At 74.5% G+C, this 17743-nt stretch carries 15 protein-coding genes; 9 read left to right on the top strand and 6 right to left on the bottom strand.

Annotated elements, in window-relative coordinates:
• Window positions 1–50: 50 nt before the first annotated feature.
• Window positions 51–935, bottom strand: coding sequence for an RNA polymerase sigma-70 factor (locus tag ACIG36_RS06740; RefSeq protein ID WP_399923063.1), 885 nt, complete (start codon window positions 933–935; stop codon window positions 51–53).
• 156 nt (window positions 936–1091) lie between these two features.
• On the opposite strand from ACIG36_RS06740, the gene ACIG36_RS06745 reads away from it, so the two are divergent.
• The 5 genes from ACIG36_RS06745 (at window position 1092) to ACIG36_RS06765 (ending at window position 7605) form a co-directional block, all read left to right on the top strand.
• Window positions 1092–1919, top strand: a complete 828-nt coding sequence (locus tag ACIG36_RS06745; protein WP_399923065.1) for an alpha/beta fold hydrolase — start codon at window positions 1092–1094, stop codon at window positions 1917–1919.
• Between the two features lie 100 nt (window positions 1920–2019).
• The gene (locus tag ACIG36_RS06750; protein WP_399923068.1) at window positions 2020–3381 is read left to right on the top strand and encodes a dihydrolipoyl dehydrogenase family protein; all 1362 of its coding nucleotides are present in this window, start codon (window positions 2020–2022) and stop codon (window positions 3379–3381) included.
• Window positions 3382–3482: 101 nt separating this feature from the next.
• On the top strand, window positions 3483–4928 hold the full coding sequence (locus tag ACIG36_RS06755; RefSeq protein ID WP_399923070.1) for a GNAT family N-acetyltransferase: 1446 nt from the start codon (window positions 3483–3485) through the stop codon (window positions 4926–4928).
• 40 nt (window positions 4929–4968) lie between these two features.
• Complete coding sequence (locus tag ACIG36_RS06760) at window positions 4969–6654, top strand: DUF885 domain-containing protein (protein WP_399923074.1); 1686 nt, start codon at window positions 4969–4971, stop codon at window positions 6652–6654.
• 24 nt (window positions 6655–6678) lie between these two features.
• On the top strand, window positions 6679–7605 hold the full coding sequence (locus ACIG36_RS06765) for an ATP-grasp domain-containing protein (RefSeq protein WP_399923077.1): 927 nt from the start codon (window positions 6679–6681) through the stop codon (window positions 7603–7605).
• Here ACIG36_RS06765 and ACIG36_RS06770 read toward each other — a convergent pair.
• Complete coding sequence (locus tag ACIG36_RS06770) at window positions 7548–8033, bottom strand: rhodanese-like domain-containing protein (RefSeq protein ID WP_399923080.1); 486 nt, start codon at window positions 8031–8033, stop codon at window positions 7548–7550. The two genes, ACIG36_RS06765 and ACIG36_RS06770, sit on opposite strands and share 58 nt — an antisense overlap.
• Before the next feature lie 94 nt (window positions 8034–8127).
• Here ACIG36_RS06770 and ACIG36_RS06775 point away from each other — a divergent pair, with 94 nt between their 5' ends.
• Window positions 8128–8616 (top strand): Lrp/AsnC family transcriptional regulator, encoded by a 489-nt coding sequence (locus ACIG36_RS06775; RefSeq protein WP_399923083.1) that lies wholly within the window; start codon window positions 8128–8130, stop codon window positions 8614–8616.
• Here the strand turns inward: ACIG36_RS06775 and ACIG36_RS06780 are convergent.
• Both ACIG36_RS06780 and ACIG36_RS06785 read right to left on the bottom strand, forming a co-directional pair.
• The gene (locus tag ACIG36_RS06780) at window positions 8564–11689 is read right to left on the bottom strand and encodes an AAA family ATPase (protein WP_399923086.1); all 3126 of its coding nucleotides are present in this window, start codon (window positions 11687–11689) and stop codon (window positions 8564–8566) included. The genes ACIG36_RS06775 and ACIG36_RS06780 overlap by 53 nt on opposite strands.
• The gene (locus tag ACIG36_RS06785) at window positions 11686–12852 is read right to left on the bottom strand and encodes an exonuclease SbcCD subunit D (protein WP_399923089.1); all 1167 of its coding nucleotides are present in this window, start codon (window positions 12850–12852) and stop codon (window positions 11686–11688) included. Before ACIG36_RS06785 ends, ACIG36_RS06780 begins: the two co-directional genes overlap by 4 nt.
• Window positions 12853–13248: 396 nt before the next feature.
• Here ACIG36_RS06785 and ACIG36_RS06790 point away from each other — a divergent pair, with 396 nt between their 5' ends.
• Both ACIG36_RS06790 and ACIG36_RS06795 read left to right on the top strand, forming a co-directional pair.
• On the top strand, window positions 13249–14004 hold the full coding sequence (locus ACIG36_RS06790) for a thioesterase II family protein (RefSeq protein WP_399923092.1): 756 nt from the start codon (window positions 13249–13251) through the stop codon (window positions 14002–14004).
• A 107-nt stretch (window positions 14005–14111) separates the two neighbouring features.
• Window positions 14112–15278, top strand: a complete 1167-nt coding sequence (locus ACIG36_RS06795) for a LuxR C-terminal-related transcriptional regulator (protein WP_399923094.1) — start codon at window positions 14112–14114, stop codon at window positions 15276–15278.
• A gap of 53 nt (window positions 15279–15331) precedes the next feature.
• On the opposite strand, the gene ACIG36_RS06800 is transcribed toward ACIG36_RS06795, so the two are convergent.
• Window positions 15332–16621, bottom strand: a complete 1290-nt coding sequence (locus ACIG36_RS06800) for an MFS transporter (RefSeq protein WP_399923097.1) — start codon at window positions 16619–16621, stop codon at window positions 15332–15334.
• Window positions 16622–16796: 175 nt separating this feature from the next.
• Between ACIG36_RS06800 and ACIG36_RS06805 the strand changes: the two genes are divergently transcribed.
• A complete protein-coding gene (locus ACIG36_RS06805) occupies window positions 16797–17351 on the top strand; it encodes a TetR/AcrR family transcriptional regulator (protein WP_399923100.1) in 555 nt (184 codons plus the stop codon).
• An 18-nt stretch (window positions 17352–17369) separates the two neighbouring features.
• On the opposite strand, the gene ACIG36_RS06810 is transcribed toward ACIG36_RS06805, so the two are convergent.
• Window positions 17370–17696: an ArsR/SmtB family transcription factor gene (locus tag ACIG36_RS06810; protein ID WP_399923103.1), complete on the bottom strand. Its 327-nt coding sequence runs from the start codon at window positions 17694–17696 to the stop codon at window positions 17370–17372.
• Window positions 17697–17743 lie beyond the last annotated feature (47 nt).

The raw sequence follows: 17743 nt of genomic DNA on the forward strand, positions 1-17743 counted from the left end.
GCCCTAGGGGTTGTCCGACGGTCCGGTGCCGGCCCATCGGACAACAACCCCTAAGGCCGCAGCCCGGTCAGCTTGTCGGGGTTGCGCATGAGGTAGACCGTCGTGATCCGGCCGTCGGCCACCTCGAGGCTGACCACGGTGTCGGGCAGCCCCCGCGAGAGCACCAGGAGCGCCGGGCCGCCGTTGGCCTCCGTGAAGTGGAACTCCGCCTCGGGCAGCGGCTTGCCGGCGATGCCGGCGAGGAAGCGCCCGACCTTGTCGGCGGTCTCCATGACGCGCCGCGGGCCCTTGGCCTTGCCCCCGGTGTCGGTGACGAGGCGGACGTCCGGGGCGAGCAGGGCCAGCAGGTCCTCGAGGCTGCCGCCGGTGGCCGCGGCGAGGAAGCGCTCGGTCAGGTCGCGCCGCTGCGCCGGGTCGACGTCGAACCGCGGCCTGCGCTCCTCCACATGGCGCCGCGCCCGTCCGGCGAGCTGACGAACGGCCGCCTCGGAGCGGTCCAGCGTCTCGGCGATGTCGTGGTACGGGAAGCCGAACGCCTCGCGCAGGACGAAGACCGCGCGCTCCAGCGGGGAGAGCGACTCGAGGACGACGAGCACGGCGAGCGAGACGGAGTCGGCCAGCACGGCCCGCTCCGCCGTGTCGGGCACGGTGGGGACGTAGTCGGTGGTGACCGGTTCGGGCAGCCACGGCCCCACGTACGCCTCGCGCCGCGTCTGTGCCTGGCGCAGCCGGTCGATGGCGAGCCGGGTGGTGACGCGCACCAGATAGCCGCGGGTGTCGCGGACGGCGCCGCGGTCCACGCCGGACCAGCGCAGCCACGCCTCCTGGACCACGTCCTCCGCGTCCGCGAACCGGCCCAGCATGCGGTAGGCCACGCCGGTCAGGGTGGTGCGGTGTTCCTCGAAGTCCTCGAGCAGGGCGTCCGTCGTGTTCACGGTCCCATCCCACACGGGGCGGACGGGTGTTGTCCACGTGAACCCGCTCTCACCGCACGGCGACACGCGACCGTCCGGCGCACGAGGTCTACCCAGCGGTAACCGTTGCTGACATCCTGTCGCCTACGCCGCCCCACGGATGACGAGGAGCTCCCCATGGCCGAGACGATCTCCTTCCCCATCGACGCCTCCGGGCGGCACCGGGCCGAGGTGGTGTACGAACGGGTCGGCGGCGGGGAGCCACTGGTCCTGCTGCACGGCATCGGCCATCATCTGCAGGTCTGGGATCCGGTGGTGGGCATACTCGCCGCCGAGCGCGACGTGATCGCCGTGGACCTGCCCGGCTTCGGCCGCTCCCCTGCCCTGCCCGACACCGTCGCCCACGACCTGCCCGGCGTGATCGCCGTGCTGCGCGGGTTCTTCGAGGCGCTGGGCCTGGACCGGCCGCACGTCGCGGGCAACTCCCTGGGCGGGCTGCTCGCCCTCCAGCTGGGGCACGAGAAGCTCGTACGGTCCGTCACGGCCCTGTCCCCCGGCGGGTTCTGGACCGAGGCCGAGCGCCGCTACGCCTTCGCGGTGCTGCTGGCCCTGCGGCACTCCGCGCGGCGGCTGCCGGAGCCGGTCGTGGCCCGGCTGGCCCGTACGGCCGCCGGGCGCGCGGCCATGGTCAGCACCGTCTACGCGCGCCCCGGCCGGCGCTCCCCCGACGCCGTGATCGCCGAGACCCGGGCGCTGCGCGAGGCCACCGCCTTCGAGGCCACCCTCGCCGCCGGCCGGGACTTCCTCTTCACGCACGACGTGCCGGACCTGCCGGTCACCGTCGCGTGGGGCACCGGGGACCGGATCCTGCTGCGCCGTCAGGGCGTGCGGGCCAAGCGGGTCATCCCCGGCGCCCGGCTGGTCCGGCTGCCGGGCTGCGGCCATGTGCCCATGAGCGACGACCCGGCCCTCGTCGCCCGCGTCATCCTGGACACCTCGCGCTGAGCCGCCTCGCGCCCGGGGCCCCGGGCGCGTCGGACAGTGACGCCCCCGGTGCGCGGTGGGATGGTGGGCATCCGGAGCCGACGCGAGGAAGGTGCGTGCCGTGGCCGAGCAGGTGGACGTCGTCGTCATCGGCATGGGGCCGGGCGGGGAGCACGTGGCCGGGGAACTGGCCGCCGCCGGGCTGAGCGTGGTGGGCGTGGAGGCCGAGCTGGTCGGCGGCGAGTGCCCGTACTGGGGGTGCGTGCCCAGCAAGATGATGATCCGCGCCGGGAACCTGCTGGCGGAGGCCCACCGGGTGGCCGGCATGGCGGGTTCCGCGCGGGTGAGCGCCGACTGGGCCCCGGTGGCCGCGCGCATCCGTGACGAGGCCACCGACGACTGGAACGACCGGGCCGCCGCCGACCGCTTCACCGGCAAGGGCGGCAGGCTGGTGCGCGGGCGCGGCAGGCTGGCCGGCCCCGGCCGGGCCGAGGTGGACGGCGAGGTCTTCGAGGCACGGCGCGGGATCGTGCTCGCCACGGGCAGCAAGCCGCAGCTCCCGCCGGTGCGGGGCCTCGAGGACGTGCCGTTCTGGACCAACCGGGACGCGATCGCCGCGAAGGAGCCGCCGCCCTCCCTGCTGGTGCTCGGCGGCGGCGCCATCGGGCTGGAACTCGCCCAGGTCTACGCCCGCTTCGGCTCCCGGGTGACCGTGGTGGAGGCGATGGACGCCCTGATCCCCATGGAGGAGCCGGAGGCGGGCGAGCTGGTGGCCGAGGTGCTGGGCCGGGAGGGACTGACGCTGCGGACGGGCGCCCGGGTGGCCCGGGTGTGGCACAGCGGCGACGCCTTCACGCTCGTCCTCGAGGACGGCACGGAGCTGACGGGTGATCAACTGCTCGTCGCCACCGGGCGCCACGCGGACCTGCCCGCCCTGGGCCTGGACACCGTGGGCCTGGACCCCGGCGCCCGGTGGCTGCCGACCGACGGGCAACTGCGGGCGGCGGAGGGCCTGTGGGGCGTGGGCGACGTGACCGGGCACGGAGCCTTCACCCATGTGGCGATGTACGAGGCGGACATCGTGATCCGGGCCGTGCTCGGCGAGCCCGGCCCGGACGCCGACTACCGCGCCCTGCCCCGGGTGACGTTCACCGACCCCGAGGTCGGCGCGGTGGGCCTGACCGAGCGGCAGGCCCGGGAGAAGGGCCTTCGGGTGCGGACGGGCTCGTCCCGCCTGCCGTCCTCGGCCCGCGGCTGGATCCACAAGGCGGGCAACGAGGGCCTGGTCAAGCTGGTGGAGGACGCCGACCGGGGGGTGCTCGTGGGCGCGACCACGGCGGGCCCGGCGGGCGGCGAGATGATGTACGGCCTGGCCGTGGCGGTCCAGGCGGAGGTGCCCGTCGAGACGCTGCGGCACATGATCTACGCCTACCCGACCTTCCACCGGGGCGTGGAGGACGCCCTGCGCGACCTGCGCGGCTGAGGCGGAACACCCCGATCGTCCCGTCCCGCGCGTAATCGTCCTTTACCTGCGGGACACAGGACGTTCGTGATCACGCAACACCACTCGGCCAGGGTGGTGCCATGACCGACGAGACGTTCGCGAAGAGCTCGCCCCGGCACCGTCATCACTGGCGCCGGGATCTGGTGGAGCTGGCGGCCCTGTTCACAGCGGTCGCCGCCGCCGACTCGGTGGCCAACACCGTCGCGCACGGACCCGACGGCCCCGCCCTGCTGGTCGGCTCGGCCGCCGCGCTGCTGGCCACCACCGCCTTCCACACCTGGTGGTCCCGGCGCCGGGGCCACGCGCCCCCGGCGGACGTCGCCACCCCGGCTGCCGCGGTCGCTCCTTCCGCCGCCGGGCCCGGCCCCCGCTCCGGCGGCGGCGAGGGCGGCACCTCGTTGTGGCGGATGCGCACGACCGTGCGCGACGAGCCGGGCAGCCTGGCCGCCCTGTGCCTGGCCCTGGCGGCCCGCCGCGTCGACATACTGTCCCTGCAGACCCACCCCCTGGCCGACGGCACCGTCGACGAACTGCTGCTGCGCGCCCCCGAGGCGCTGGCCTCCGCCGACCTCGCCCGCGCGGCCGGCGAGGGCGGAGGCCGCGAGACCTGGCTGGAGCGCGCCGACGCCCACGACCTCGTGGACGCCCCGACCCGGGTGCTGGGCCTGGCCACCCGCACCGCGCTGGACGGCGCCGAACTCCCCCTCGCCCTGCGTCAGCTCCTCGGCCGCTGCACCGTCCGCTCGATACCGGCCCGGCCGGCGCGCGGCGGCTCCGCCTCCGCTCCCGTCCCCGAGGACGGCGTCTGGGAGGAGACGGTGATGCGGCTGCGCGACCCGTCCGGCGGGTCGATCACCATCGAGCGCCCGTACCCGGCCTTCACCCCCACCGAGTTCGCGCGCGCCCGCGCGCTGGTCGAGCTGGACGCGCGCCTGGGCCCGCGCGTCCCGTCGCGCGGCGACGTGCTGACCCTGCCCGAAGGCGACGAGATCACCGTCCGCCGGGCCGGTGCCGACGACGTCGGGGCAGCGCGCGAGATGCACGAACGCTGCTCCCGGGCGACCCTCTCCCGCCGCTACCACGGCCCGGTCGGCGACGCCGACCGCTATCTGCGCCACCTGCTCGGCCCGCGCTTCGGCCGCACCCTGGCCGCGTACTCCGCCTCCGGGCGGCTGGTGGCACTGGGCCACCTGCTGTGGGACGGCGACGAGACCGAGGTCGCCCTGCTCGTCGAGGACGACTGGCAGCGGCGCGGGGTCGGACGCGAGCTACTGGGCCGTCTGGTGGCCATGGCGGGCGAGGCGGGCTGCACGAGCGTCTACGCCGTCACCACCGCCTCCAACACGCCCATGGTGGCCGCCATGCGCGCGCTGGGACTGCCGCTGGACTTCCAGGTCGAGGGAGGCACGCTCGTCATCACCGCCCGGCTCGCGCCCGTCCGCCCCGCGCCGTCGCACGCCGTGGCGCCGGGCACGCACCGCACGCCGGACGACCGACCCTTCATCGCGCCGGACAACCGGCCTTGATGCGGTGACGCGACCGCCCGTGGCGTACCAGGATGTGCCCATGCCGAACACGACGAGCACGCCGCTGCCCCGCCAGGTCGCCGACGCCCACGTCTCCGCCTGCACCGCACTCGACCCGATCACCGGCACCCACCTCGGGCTGGCGGAATCCGCCCGGCGGCTCCCCGACTTCTCGCCCGAGGGCCGGCGGGCCCTCGCCGATCTGGCCCGCACCACCCTGCGGCAGCTGACCGAGGCCGAGGCCCGGCCGGGCGCCGACAGCGACGTCGAGCGGCGCTGCGCCCGGCTGCTGCGCGAGCGGCTGACGGCCGAACTCGCCGTGTTCGACGCGGGCGAGCACCTGTGCACGGTCAGCAACCTCCACTCGCCCCTGCACGCGGTGCGCGAGGTCTTCCCCCTGATGCCGGCCGCCACCGAGGACGACTGGGCGGCGATCGCCGAGCGACTGCGGGCGGTGCCCGCCTCCCTCGACAGCTACCGCGCAGCGCTCGCCGCGGGCCTCGAGCGCGACCTGAAGGGCGGGCCGCGGCAGGTCGCCACGGTCCTCGGCCAGTTGGACGAGTGGATCGGCACGGGCACCGGCTGGTTCGGCGACTTCACCGCGCCGGGCCCCGAGGCGCTGCGCGACGAGCTGGACAAGGCGGCCGGCATCGCCACGGGCGGCCTGGCGGCGCTGCGCGACTGGCTGCGCGACGTCTACGCCCCGGCCGTCGAGGGCACGCCCGACGTGGTGGGCCGCGAGCGCTACGCCCGCTGGTCGCGCTACTGGAACGGCACCGACCTCGACCTCGACGAGGCGTACGCGTACGGCTGGTCGGAGTTCCACCGGCTGCTGGCCGAGATGCGGGTGGAGGCCGAGAGGATCCTGCCGGGCGCGCGGACGCCGTGGGAGGCGCTGGCCCACCTCGACGTGCACGGCACCCACATCGAGGGTGTCGAGGAGGTCCGCGTCTGGCTGCAGAACCTGATGGACGAGGCGATCGAGGCGCTGGACGGCACCCACTTCGAGCTCGCCGAGCGGGTCCGCCGCGTCGAGTCGTGCATCGCCCCTCCGGGCGGTGCGGCGGCCCCGTACTACAGCCAGCCGTCGGAGGACTTCTCCCGCCCGGGGCGCACCTGGCTGCCCACCATGGGCGAGACGCGCTTCCCGGTGTACGACCTGGTGTCGACCTGGTACCACGAGGGCGTGCCGGGTCATCATCTCCAGCTCGCCCAGTGGACCCACGTCGCGGACCGGCTCTCCCGCTACCAGGCCACCATCGGCATGGTGAGCGCCAACTGCGAGGGCTGGGCGCTGTACGCGGAGCGGCTGATGGACGAGCTGGGCTTCCTCGGCGACCCCGAGCGCCGCCTGGGCTACCTGGACGCGCAGATGATGCGTGCCCTGCGCGTGATCGTGGACATCGGCACCCACCTGGAGCTGGAGATCCCCGGGCACTCCCCCTTCCACCCGGGCGCGCGCTGGACGCCGGAGCTGGCGCGGGAGTTCTTCGGCCTGCACAGCGGCCGGCCGGCGGAGTTCGTCGACAGCGAGCTGGTGCGCTACCTGGGCATGCCGGGCCAGGCCATCGGCTACAAGCTCGGCGAGCGCGCGTGGCTGACCGGGCGCGAGGCGGCCCGCAAGGCCCACGGCGACGCGTTCGACGCGAAGGCCTGGCACATGGCGGCGCTCTCCCAGGGCTCCCTGGGCCTGGACGATCTGGTGGCGGAGCTGTCGGCGCTGTGAGCGCCGCCGGTTAGGGTGCCGGGCATGGCACCTCTGATCGTCTTCTGCGCGGATCCGCTCGACCCCCGCCGGGCGGATCCGCACTTCCGCGAGGAGGCGCGGGCCGCCCGCGCGCTGGGGCTGCCGACCGCCCTGCTCGACCACGACGCCCTGCTCGCCGGGGACGCGGCGGGCGCGGTGGCCCGTGTGCCGCGCGGGGCGGGGGCGGCGTGGTACCGGGGCTGGATGGTGCCGTCCGAGCGGTACGCCGGTCTGGCCGAGGCGCTGGCCGCGCGCGGGGGGAGCCTGCTGACGTCGCCGGACGACTACCGCCGCGCGCACGAACTGCCGGGCTGGTACGGCACGTTCGCCTCGCTGACGCCGCGCAGCGTCTGGCTGCCCGCCGCGCCGGGCCGGGCCCCGGACGCCGCGGCCCTGGCGGAGCGGACGGCGGTGCTCGGGGGCGGCCCGGCCGTCGTCAAGGACTACGTCAAGTCCCGCAAGCACGAGTGGCACGAGGCGTGTTACGTGCCCGAGCTCGCCGACAGGGACCGGCTGGCGTCGGTGGTGGCCCGCTTCGTCGAGCTCCAGGAGGACTTCCTGGCGGGCGGGGTGGTGGTACGGGCCTTCGAGCGATTCACGGAGGCGGGCGAGGCCCGCGTGTGGTGGGTGGACGGGCGCCCCGTTCTCGTCACGGCGCACCCGGACCACCCGGAGCTGCGGCCCGAGCCGGAGCTGTCCGCCGTGGCGCCGGCGGTCGGGGCCCTGGGCTGCCGATTCGTCACCACCGATCTGGCCCGGCACGAGGACGGGCGGTGGCGGGTGGTGGAGGTCGGCGACGGCCAGGTCAGCGATCTGCCCCGCGGCGCCGGCGCGGAGGCGCTGCTCGAGGCCCTGGCCGGGGCCGGCGGCGGTCAGCAGCCGCAGTCGCCGCCGTCGACGGGCGCGGTCAGCGGGTCCGGGGGCAGCTGACGGACGCCTTCCCAGGTCTCGACGGCGTAGCCCTCGCGGATCCAGTACTCGATGCCGCCGAGCATCTCCTTGACCCGGTAGCCGAGCCGGGCCAGGGCGAGGGCGGCGCGGGTGGCGCCGTCGCAGCCGGGGCCCCAGCAGTGGACGACGACGGGGACGGCCGGGTCGAGGAATTCGGCGGCGAGCTGCGGGATCTGGGCGGTGGGCAGGTGGACGGCGCCGGGGATGTGACCCTGGTCCCAGGCCTGGGTGGAGCGGGAGTCGACGACGACGAAGTCCGCCGCGCCGGCGGTCAGCGCGGTGTGGACGTCGGCGACGTCGGTGTGGAAGGCCAGGCGGGCGGCGAAGTAGGCCGCGGCGTCGGCCGGCGGGGCGGGCGGGACGGCGAGCACGGGGCTGGTGGACGGCGTGACGGTGGTCGTTGTCATGCCGGAAAATCTATGATCCATGATCATCCGGTGGAACCTGTGATCCCCGGCAAAGGTCTTGATGTGCCGGGGATTCCACTGCTAGACATCGCCCATGACCGGCTATTCCCCTGACGCCACCGACTGGCGCATACTCGACGCCCTGCAGAGCAACGGCCGCGCGGGCTACGCCGAGCTGGCGCGCACCGTGAACATGTCCGCCAGCGCCGTCACCGAGCGCGTCCGGCGCCTGGAGGAGGCCGGCATCATCAGCGGGTACACCGCCGTCGTGGACGCCGAGCGGCTGGGCATGCCGGTGCTCGCGTTCGTGCGGCTGCGCTACCCCAACGGCAACTACAGGCCCTTCCACGACCTGCTGGAGACGACGCCGGAGATCCTGGAGGCCCACCACGTCACCGGCGACGACTGCTTCGTGATCAAGGTCGCGGCCCGGTCCATGCGCCACCTCGAGGAGGTGGCGGGCCGGATCGGCGCGCTGGGCTCGGTGACCACCAGCGTCGTCTACTCCTCGCCGCTGCCCCGGCGCGCGCTCAGCCGGCGGCTCCCGCCCGGTGCCGGACAGCAGAGCCCGAGCGCTCCTTGACCACCTGCAGCTGAGCCGGGACGCGCCGGCGCAGGTCGGCGACGTGGCTGACGATGCCGACCGTGCGGTCGCGCTCGCGCAGCGAGTCCAGGACGTCCAGGACCTCGTCCAGGGTCTGCTCGTCGAGGCTGCCGAAGCCCTCGTCGATGAAGAGGGTGTCCAGCCGGGTGCCGCCCGCCTCCTCGGTGACCACGTCGGCCAGGCCCAGTGCCAGGGCGAGCGAGGCGAAGAACGTCTCGCCGCCGGAGAGCGTGGCGGTGTCGCGCTCGCTGCCCGTCCAGGCGTCGACGACGTGCAGGCCGAGCCCGGAGCGGGCGCGGCCGCCCGCCCTGGCGTCGGAGTGGACGAGGGTGTAGCGCCCGGAGGACATGCGCCGCAGGCGGGCGGTCGCGGCGGCCGCCACCTGTTCGAGCCGGGCTGCCAGCACGTAGGACTCCAGCCGCATCTTCCGTTCGTTGCGGGCGGACGTGCCGGCCGCGAGGGCCGCGAGCTCGGCCACGCGGTGGTACTCCGCGCGCAGCGGTGCGAGCCGGCGGGCGTCGGTGACGGCCTCGGCGGAAAGCCGGTCCAGCTCATCGCAGCGGTTGCGGGCGGCGGCGTCCTCGGCGGACGCCTGCCGCAGCGCGCGGGTCGCCCCGTCGGCGGCCGCCAGTGCGGCGCCCGGGTCGGCGGGGGCGCGCCCGGCCGCCGCCACGACGGCGTCGTCGGCCAGCTCCGCGGCGACGGCCAGCTCTTCGCGTTCCCACGCCTCGAGGCGCTGCCGCAGCTCGCGGCGCGCGGCCTCGTCGAGCAGGGCGGCCGCGGCCAGCGCGGGTGTGTCGAACCCGGCGCGGTAGGCGACGTCGGCGAGCCGGGCGTCGGCCTCCTTGCGACGGCCGGCCGTGCGGTCGGCCTCCCGGGCGGCCACGGCGGCGGCCGCCAGAAGGCCGAGCCGCCGCTCGAGCAGCGCGGCCCGCCGGGCGACGGACTCCGATCCGCCGCGCGCCCGCTCCAGCTCCAGCCGGAGGGCGGCCAGTTCCCGCTCCAGGCCGTCGCGGCGGGTCGCGTGCGCGGCGAGGCGCAGCCGGGCCTCCTCCTGGCCGGCGCGCCGCCGCTCGTACTCCCGCTCGGCGCTCTCGAGCGTCTGGCGGGCGGCGTACAGCTCCTCACCGGCGGTCCGGGCGGCGGCGTACGCGCGCGTGAGCTCGCCGACCCGGTCGGTGAGCTCGTCGACGGTCGCCTCTCCGGCGTCGGCGGCGGCCACGGCGAGGTCCTCGCGCAGGGGCCGCAGCTCGCGGTCGGTGGCCTCCCGGTGCTCGTCGGCGCGCCGGTAGGCGGCCAGCGCGGCCTCCTCGGCCGTGCGGTCCACCTGGCCGGCCTCCGCGCGGGCCGGGCCGGGGTGTTCGGTGGCCCCGCACACCGCGCACGGCGTGCCGGCCTCGAGGACGGCGGCGAGTTCGGCGGCGATGCCGCGCAGGCGGCGCTCCTTGAGGTCCAGCCAGTGCTCGCGGGCGGCGACGGCGGCGTCGCGGGCCTCGTGCAGGCGGGCCTCGGCGGCGGTGGTGGCGAGGGCGATGCGGTCGCGGCGGTGGGCCGCCTCGAGCCGCTTGCGCTCGGTCTCCAGCCGGCCGGCGAGCTGTTCGGCGTGGCCCACCGCCTCCTGGGCCTCCTCGACGCGCTGCTGGTGGGCGCGGCGGGCGCCCTCCCAGGAGGCGAGCCAGTCGGCGGCGTCGGCGAGGACGTCCTCGTCGGCGGCGGCCGCGCGCTCCAGGCGGGCGGTCTCGGCCGCGATCTCGTCGGCCCGTGCCTCGGCGCGCCGGGCGGCGGCCAGCGAGCCCAGTTCCTCGCGCAGCGCGCCCTCCAGGCCGGCGAGTTGCTCGGCGCCGGCTTCGCGGTGTCCGTCGGGGAGCAGGGCGCGGGCCTGCCGCTCGGCCGCGGCGGCGGCGCCGTGCTCCCGTTCGGCCTGGTCGCGCAGTTCCAGGGCGGGGGCGACGGCCTCGGCCGCGCGGGCGCGTTCCAGCCGCTCGCGCACGGCGTCGACTCCGGCGCGGCGCGCCTGGAGCGCTTCGGCGCGCCGGACAGCCTCGGTGTGCCGCCGCTGCAGGCGGTCCAGCTCCCGGGCCTCGTCGGCACGTGCCTGGGCGGCCCGGTGGTCGCGTTCGGCCGTGCGCAGGGTGGCTGCGGCGATGTCGCGTCGCTCACGGGCGTTGGTACGGGCCAGTGCCGCCCACTCGAGTACGGCCTCGGCCAGGCCGGGGTCGCCCGCGGCGAGCGGCGGCTCGGCGGCGCGCGGTCCCGGAACGGCGGCACGGCCGCGGCGGGGGGTCGTCGAGGCGTCCGGCGCGTTGCCGGCGCCGCACGGGCCGGCGCGGCCGGGTGTCGTGGCGGGTGCCGGTGTGCCGACCTCCGGCAGCGAGGTGTCCCCGGCGGCCTGCCGCATGCGGTGGCCGAGCGCGAGGAGCCGTTCGTCGCCGGCGCGGACCTGTGCCTCCGCGGCGCGGCGCATCCCGGCGAGGCGGTCCTCGACGGCGGCGAAGCGGCCGGTGTCGAAGAGGCGGCCGAGCAGCTTGGCGCGCGCGGTGTCCTCGGCGCGCAGGAAGCGGGCGAACTCGCCCTGCGGCAGCAGGACGACCTGGCAGAACTGCTCGCGGCTCATGCCGAGCAGCTGGGTGATCTCCTCGCCTATCTCCTGGTGCGAGCGGCTCAGGCCCTTCCACTCGCCGCCGGCGGGGCGCTCGCGCAGGGCGCTGAAGGCCTTCTCGCGGGTGAAGCCGGTGCCCCGTTTCTTGGGGCGGAGCTGTTCGGGGCGCCGGGTGATCTCCAGCCGGCGCTCGCCGAGGGTCAGTTCGAGCACGACCTCGGTGGGGACGTCGGCGGCGGCGTGGTCGCTGCGCAGGGTGAGCCCGGCGCCCTGGCGGGAGCCGGGGACGCTGCCGTAGAGGGCGTAGCAGACGGCGTCGAGGACGGAGGTCTTGCCCGCGCCGGTGGGGCCGTGCAGCAGGAAGAGCCCGGCGGACGAGAGCCGGTCGAAGTCGATGTGCTGGGTGCCGCCGAAGGGGCCGAAGGCGGTGATCTCGAGCCGGTGGAGCCTCATCGGGCCACCTCGCCGAGGGTGTCGTCGAGGCGTACGGCGTCCAGCGCGGCGGTCAGTACGGCGCGTTCGGCGTCGTCGGGGCCGTGGCCGCCGCGTACGTGGGCCACGAAGTCCTCGGCGATCTGCTGGTCGGTGCGGCCGCGCAGCCGCTGGGCGTAGGAGGCGAGCGGGTCGTCGGGGGTGTGGTCGGGGTCGAGGACGAGGCTGAGGGTGTGCGGGAAGCGGCGGGCGAGGGCGGCCATGGGCTCCGGGGGGCGCACGGGGTCGGTGAGGGTGGCCTCGACCCAGGCGTCCTCGTGGCGTTCGAGGCGCGGGTCGGCGAGCAGGTCCTCGAGACGGCCGCGGATGCGGGCGAGCGGGCGGGGCACGGGGCAGTCGACGCGCTCGGCCGTCACCGCGCCGTCGGCGCCGAGGTCGACGAGCCACATGCTCTTGCGGTGGCCGGCCTCGGAGAAGGAGTACGCGAGGGGCGAGCCGGAGTAGCGGATCCGCTCGGTGATGGTCTGGCTGCCGTGGAGGTGGCCGAGGGCGGTGTAGTGGACGCCGTGGAAGACCTCGGCGGGGACGGAGGCGACGCCGCCGACGGTGATGTCGCGTTCGCTGTCGCTGGTCGCGCCGCCGGTGACGAAGGCGTGGGCGAGGACGACGGAGCGGGTGCCGGCGGGCCGGGCGGCGAGGTCGGCCCGCACCCGGTCCATGGCGGCCCCCAGCACGGCCGCGTGACCTGCCCCGGCGGCGCCCAGCTCCTCGCGCACCAGGGCCGGTTCGAGGTAGGGCAGGCCGTAGAAGGCGACGTCGCCGTGGTCGTCGGCGAGGAGTACGGGCGTGCCGCAGCCGGCCGGGTCGGTGCGCAGGTGTATGCCGGCCCGCTCGATGAGCCCGGCGCCGACGCCGAGGCGGCGGGGCGAGTCGTGGTTGCCGGAGATCATGACGGTGGGGATCCCGGCGTCCGCGAGCCGGTGCAGCGCCTCGTCGAAGAGCTCGACGGCGGCGAGCGGCGGCACGGCGCGGTCGTAGACGTCGCCGGCGACGAGCACGGCGTCGACGCGGTGCTCGCGGGCGGTGCGCACGAGGTGGTCGATGAACTCGCGCTGGGCTCCGAGGAGGTTGACGCGGTGGAAGGACCGCCCCAGGTGCCAGTCCGAGGTGTGCAGCAGCTTCACAGGGCGACTCCGACCCGCATGGCTTCCGTTCCTCCGCACCCTGTTCAGCTCCGACCCGACGCCCCCAGTTTCGCATCCGTCGCGGTGGGCACGTGGCCGATTCGCTTCGCCGGCGCCTTCGAAAACGACCGTATCCAGTACACGATTGAATTAAACGTGGGAATCGTCTCAACCGGGGAAGGGGCGAAAAGCGGCCTGTGCCCAAATTGTCGAAACAATGTAGCTGGACATGTAAACTACCCGTCTTCTAGCGTCTCGGGGTACGCCGCCCCCGTCTGCCGTTCAACTGCGCCCGCACACGGCGCCGCGAATATTTATAACGGAGGGAAACCGCCACCTGCGCGGAAGTCGGTAACTCCCGCGCGGCTCGGCATCCTCGTGACTCTGGAGGGTCTGTTGAGCATCGAACCCCCCGCGAACCCCAACAGCTGGATCCGGGTGTTCAACCCCGCACCTCAACCACGTGTCCGACTGGTGTGCTGTCCCCACGTGGGCGCCTCGGCGGCGGCGTTCGCCGGCGTCTCGGCCGCCCTGCCCCCCACCGTCGAAGCCCTCGCCGTGCAGTATCCGGGACGGCAGGGAAACCGGACGGAAGCCGCGATCGACGACATCACCGTGCTGGCCGGAAGGATCTGCGACGAACTGGGCGAGCGGGCCGACGCACCCCTGGCCGTTTTCGGCCACAGCATGGGGGCCGCCGTGGCCTTCGAGGTGGCCCGTCTCCTGGAACGCCGGGGCACCGGTGTCACCAGGCTGTTCGTCTCCGGCAGGCCCTCGCCCTCGGCAGGCCTGGACCTGACGCTGGACAGCGACGACGATCTCCTGGCCGAATTGCACCGCCTGGGCGGCACCTCACCGAAGCTGCTGGAGAAGCCCGCCTACCGCAGGATGATCCTCGCGCCCGTGCGCAACGACTACCGTGCGAACGTCGCCTACCGGCGCCCGGCGCACGAGACGCTGACCTGTCCCGTCACCTTCCTGCTCTCCGACGCGGACCCGTACGTGGGGATGGAACAGGCGCTGGCCTGGAAGAGCCACACGACCGGGGACTTCAGGGTCGCGGAATTCGCCGGCGACCATTTCTTCTGGACCGGGCAGCCCGCGGCACTCGTCCGGGAAATCATGGCGGATCTCGCTCGGCACCACGCCTGAGTTGTGCGCTCGAGCAGCCTGACTCGAGCACTCCGACTCGAGCACTCGAAATCAGCCCGGAAGACGTTGATCCGGCCGACCACGGCCGATGACAGGGTGAATCCACGATGAACCGAACCACCGTACTGTCCGCCGACGGCACCGACGAACTGGCACTGCAGATCTACGCATGGTCGTTGCATCACACGGAAATTCATGTGCACGAGGCCGAGGATGAATTCGGATTACCCCGCCGGCGGATCGAGCAGGCGCTCGATCTGCTGGTGGAGCTCAAGCTCGTCAGGTTCGACGGGGCGGGCGAGGTCTTCGTGGGGGTGAGCCCCAGCGCGGCCCAGGTGGAGCTGATCGCACCGCTCGAGGAGCAGATCCACGAGCGGCAGGACCGGCTCGCCGCCATCCACCAGAAGCTCAAGGGCTTCTCCGACGTCTTCACCTCCGCCCAGCGCGAAAGGCTGCGGCACGAGACGGTCGTGGTGCCCGAGAGCGACGAGCACCTGAGGCTGCGGCTGGCCGACGCCGCCCGCCACTGCTCGTCCGAGATGCTGATCATGCAGGCCGGCTGCGCGGGCGCCCCGCAGTTGTTCAGCCGCCACATCTGGCCCGTCGCCCTGCGCCTGCTGGACCGGGGGGTACGCGTACGCACCCTGCACCAGCACACCGCGCGCACCGACGCCGAGACCCGCACCCGCATCCACCAGGCGATGGCCGCCGGCGCCACCGCCCGCACCTCCGACGACCTCTTCGGCCATCTCGTCGTCTTCGACGGCAAGGCGGCCATGGCGGTCCTGACCTCCTCCGGCGAGGCGGAGCCGAAGAACACCATGATCTACGACCCCACTGTGGTGGGCCTGCTGCGCCGCTTCCACGATCACGCCTGGCACTCGGCCGTGGAGTTCGACCACGGCACGGTCCGGTACGGCGAGACCCTGGACGCGGTCAAGAGCACCATCCTGCGGCTGCTCGCCACCGGGATGAAGGACGAGGTGGTGGCGCGCCGGCTGGGCATGTCGCCGCGCACCTTCCGCCGGCACATCGCCAGCATCATGGACGAGCTGCACGCGGAGAGCCGCTTCCAGGCGGGGATCACCGCGGCCCGCGCGGGCCTGCTGGAGGCACAGTGGCCGGACACCGGTCGGCTTCCCCTTTCGTCGTCGCGGTCCGCGCCGGGACCCGCGGCGCGGGCCGAGGGCGGGCGGCCGCGGGACTCCGGGCCGGCGATGGCCCTGGTGTCCCGGGGTTCCGGGGCGGAGGAGGACTGGCTGTCGACGATCTGAGAACGGCCGGTGCGGGGGCGGGGCCGACGGCCCCCTCCCCCGCACCGGTCCGATCAGCCCTGTCCGGCGAACGCGGGCGGCTCGTCGCCCAGCGGTGCGGGAGAGCCGTCGCGCTTGCGGTGGGAGAGCCGGTGGCCCAACTCGGAGACCAGTAGGGCCACCACCGCGAGCCCCGCCGCGATCAGCGGCAGCACCTTCGCGCCGCCCCAGCCGATGCCCACGGCACCGACGATCCCGGACAGCGAGATGGCCAGGTAGAGGATCGCGGCGTTCAGCGACACCAGGACCGAGGCCGACTGCGGATTGAGGGTGATCAGGCGGTGCTGCTGGGGAGTGGTGATGGCGAACGCGGCGATGCCGTAGACGATGATCATCCCGATGGCCGTGCCGAAGTGGCCCGTCGCCAGGGGGAAGAGCACCAGGCTGCCCGTCAGCCACACCAGCGCCACCGCCACCACCCCGCGGCCGCCCAGGCGGTCCGCGAGCGCTCCGGCGCCGAGGTTGCCCAGGGTGCCGATCACTCCGAGGGTGAACATCAGGACGGCCAGCCGGCCGCCGTCGCCGTCCGTGGCGGGCTCGAAGACCGGGGCGATGTAGGTGTAGGGGATGTAGACGGCGGTGAAGCCGATCAGCGTGGTGGTGAGGATCGCCAGCACCCGGCGGTCCTTGAGCGGGGCCAGCCGGGCCCGCAGCCCGTCGGGGGCCGGGGCCGCGATCCTGGCGGGCACCAGGGCCCGTACGCCGATCAGGCCGAGGACGGCCAGCGCGGCGACGAACCACATCGTGGCCCGCCAGCCGAGCTGGCCGCCCACCGCGGTGCCGATGGGCGCGCCCAGGGCGGTGGCGGCGGTGAATCCTGTGGTGACGGCCGCGATGGCGCGACCCTGCCGGCCGGGGGATACCAGCGAGGCCGCGGTCACCGCGGCCGTCGGTACGAAGAGCCCCGCGCCCACGGCGGCGACCATCTGTGCGATGAGCACGGTCACGAAGCCCGGAGCGAGCGCGGTGGCGATGTTGCCCACCAGGTAGATGCCGATGGCGGACAGCAGGACTCCCCGGCGCTGCCGGGTCGCGGTGGCGGTGGCCAGGATGGGGGCCAGAATCGCGCAGGTCAGGGCGAAGGCGGTGACCACCTGGCCCGCCGTGCCGATGGAGACGCCCAGGTCGTCGCCGAGTTCGGGCAGGACGCCGGCGAGGACGAACTCGTCCGTGCCGATGGCGAACGTGGCGAACCCCAGCATGGGGACGGCCCAGCGGGTGGCGCCGCGCGCGGCGGTGTCGGCGGCGGTGCCGTCGGCGGCGTCGGGCGTTAAGGGGGAGTTGCTACGGGTGTTGCTGTCCATATGCGTCCAGTCATAGGTCTTGGGGGTTCCGGTCGACGCGCCGTGCGGCGGCACGGCTGGGGAGGCGTCGTCGCGGCCTGTGGAGGACGTCCGGCCATTCGGTACCGATCGATACCGTCTTCCGGGACAGTACCGATCGTTTCCGTTTGGCGTCAAGGTCGATTACCGTGTCCCCATGCCAACTCACGCCCGCGACCGGCTCATTCAGGCCGCACAGGAGCTCTTCTTCGCCGAGGGGATCCGCGCGGTCGGTGTCGAACGCCTGCTGACCGTCTCAGGTGTCGGACGCGCCTCGTTCTACCGTCACTTCGCGAGCAAGGACGACCTGGTCATCGAGGTGCTCCAGGGCCGCGACAGAACCTGGCGGCAGTGGCTGGCCGAGGCCGTACGGGCGCGCGGCAACGACCCGTTGGCCGTCTTCGACGCCCTCGCCGAGGAGGGGGCCGGAGGGGACTTCCGCGGCTGCGCCTTCATCAACGCCGTGGCGGAGATCGCGGACACGGACAGCCCGGTGCGCCGTATCGCGGCCGAACACAAGCGTGCCGTCACCGAGTTCATCGCCGGCCTCCTCGCGGACGCCGGGCACCGGGACAGCCCGGCGCTCGCAGAGGAGTTCGTGCTGCTGATGGACGGCTCGACCGTCACCGCGACGCGCGAGCGCAGCACCGAGCCGATCCGGCGGGCGCAGCGGATCGCCCGGGGCCTGCTGGCCCGGGACCTTCCGGCGTAGGGGCTTGTGGCGTACGGCTCAGGAACGGGCCGGCGTCGCGCCCAGGATCGCGTCGAGAAGCCCGGGGAAGCGTCGCTCGAGGTCGTCGCGGCGCAGCCTGCTGAAGCGGGAGTTGCCGTCGACGCGGGTGGAGACGACGCCCTCCTCCCGCAGTGTGCGCAGGTGGTGCGAGACGGTCGAGCGCTTGACCGGCAGTTCGAGGGTGCTGCACGAGCCCTCGCCGGAACGGTCCAGGAGGCGCACGATCTGCAGCCGCACCGGGTCGGCGAGGGCCTGCAGGACGTCACCGACCTCGACGTCCGCCAGGTCGGGCTCGGGCAGCCAGGCGTAGAGCCGATCGTCCATTCCAACCTCCGCTGGGTGTCGGGCTCTTATGGTAAGCGCCATCGGCT

Origin of the sequence: Streptomyces sp. NPDC053048 (assembly GCF_044547045.1) — a bacterium.
Lineage (GTDB): Bacteria > Actinomycetota > Actinomycetes > Streptomycetales > Streptomycetaceae > Streptomyces.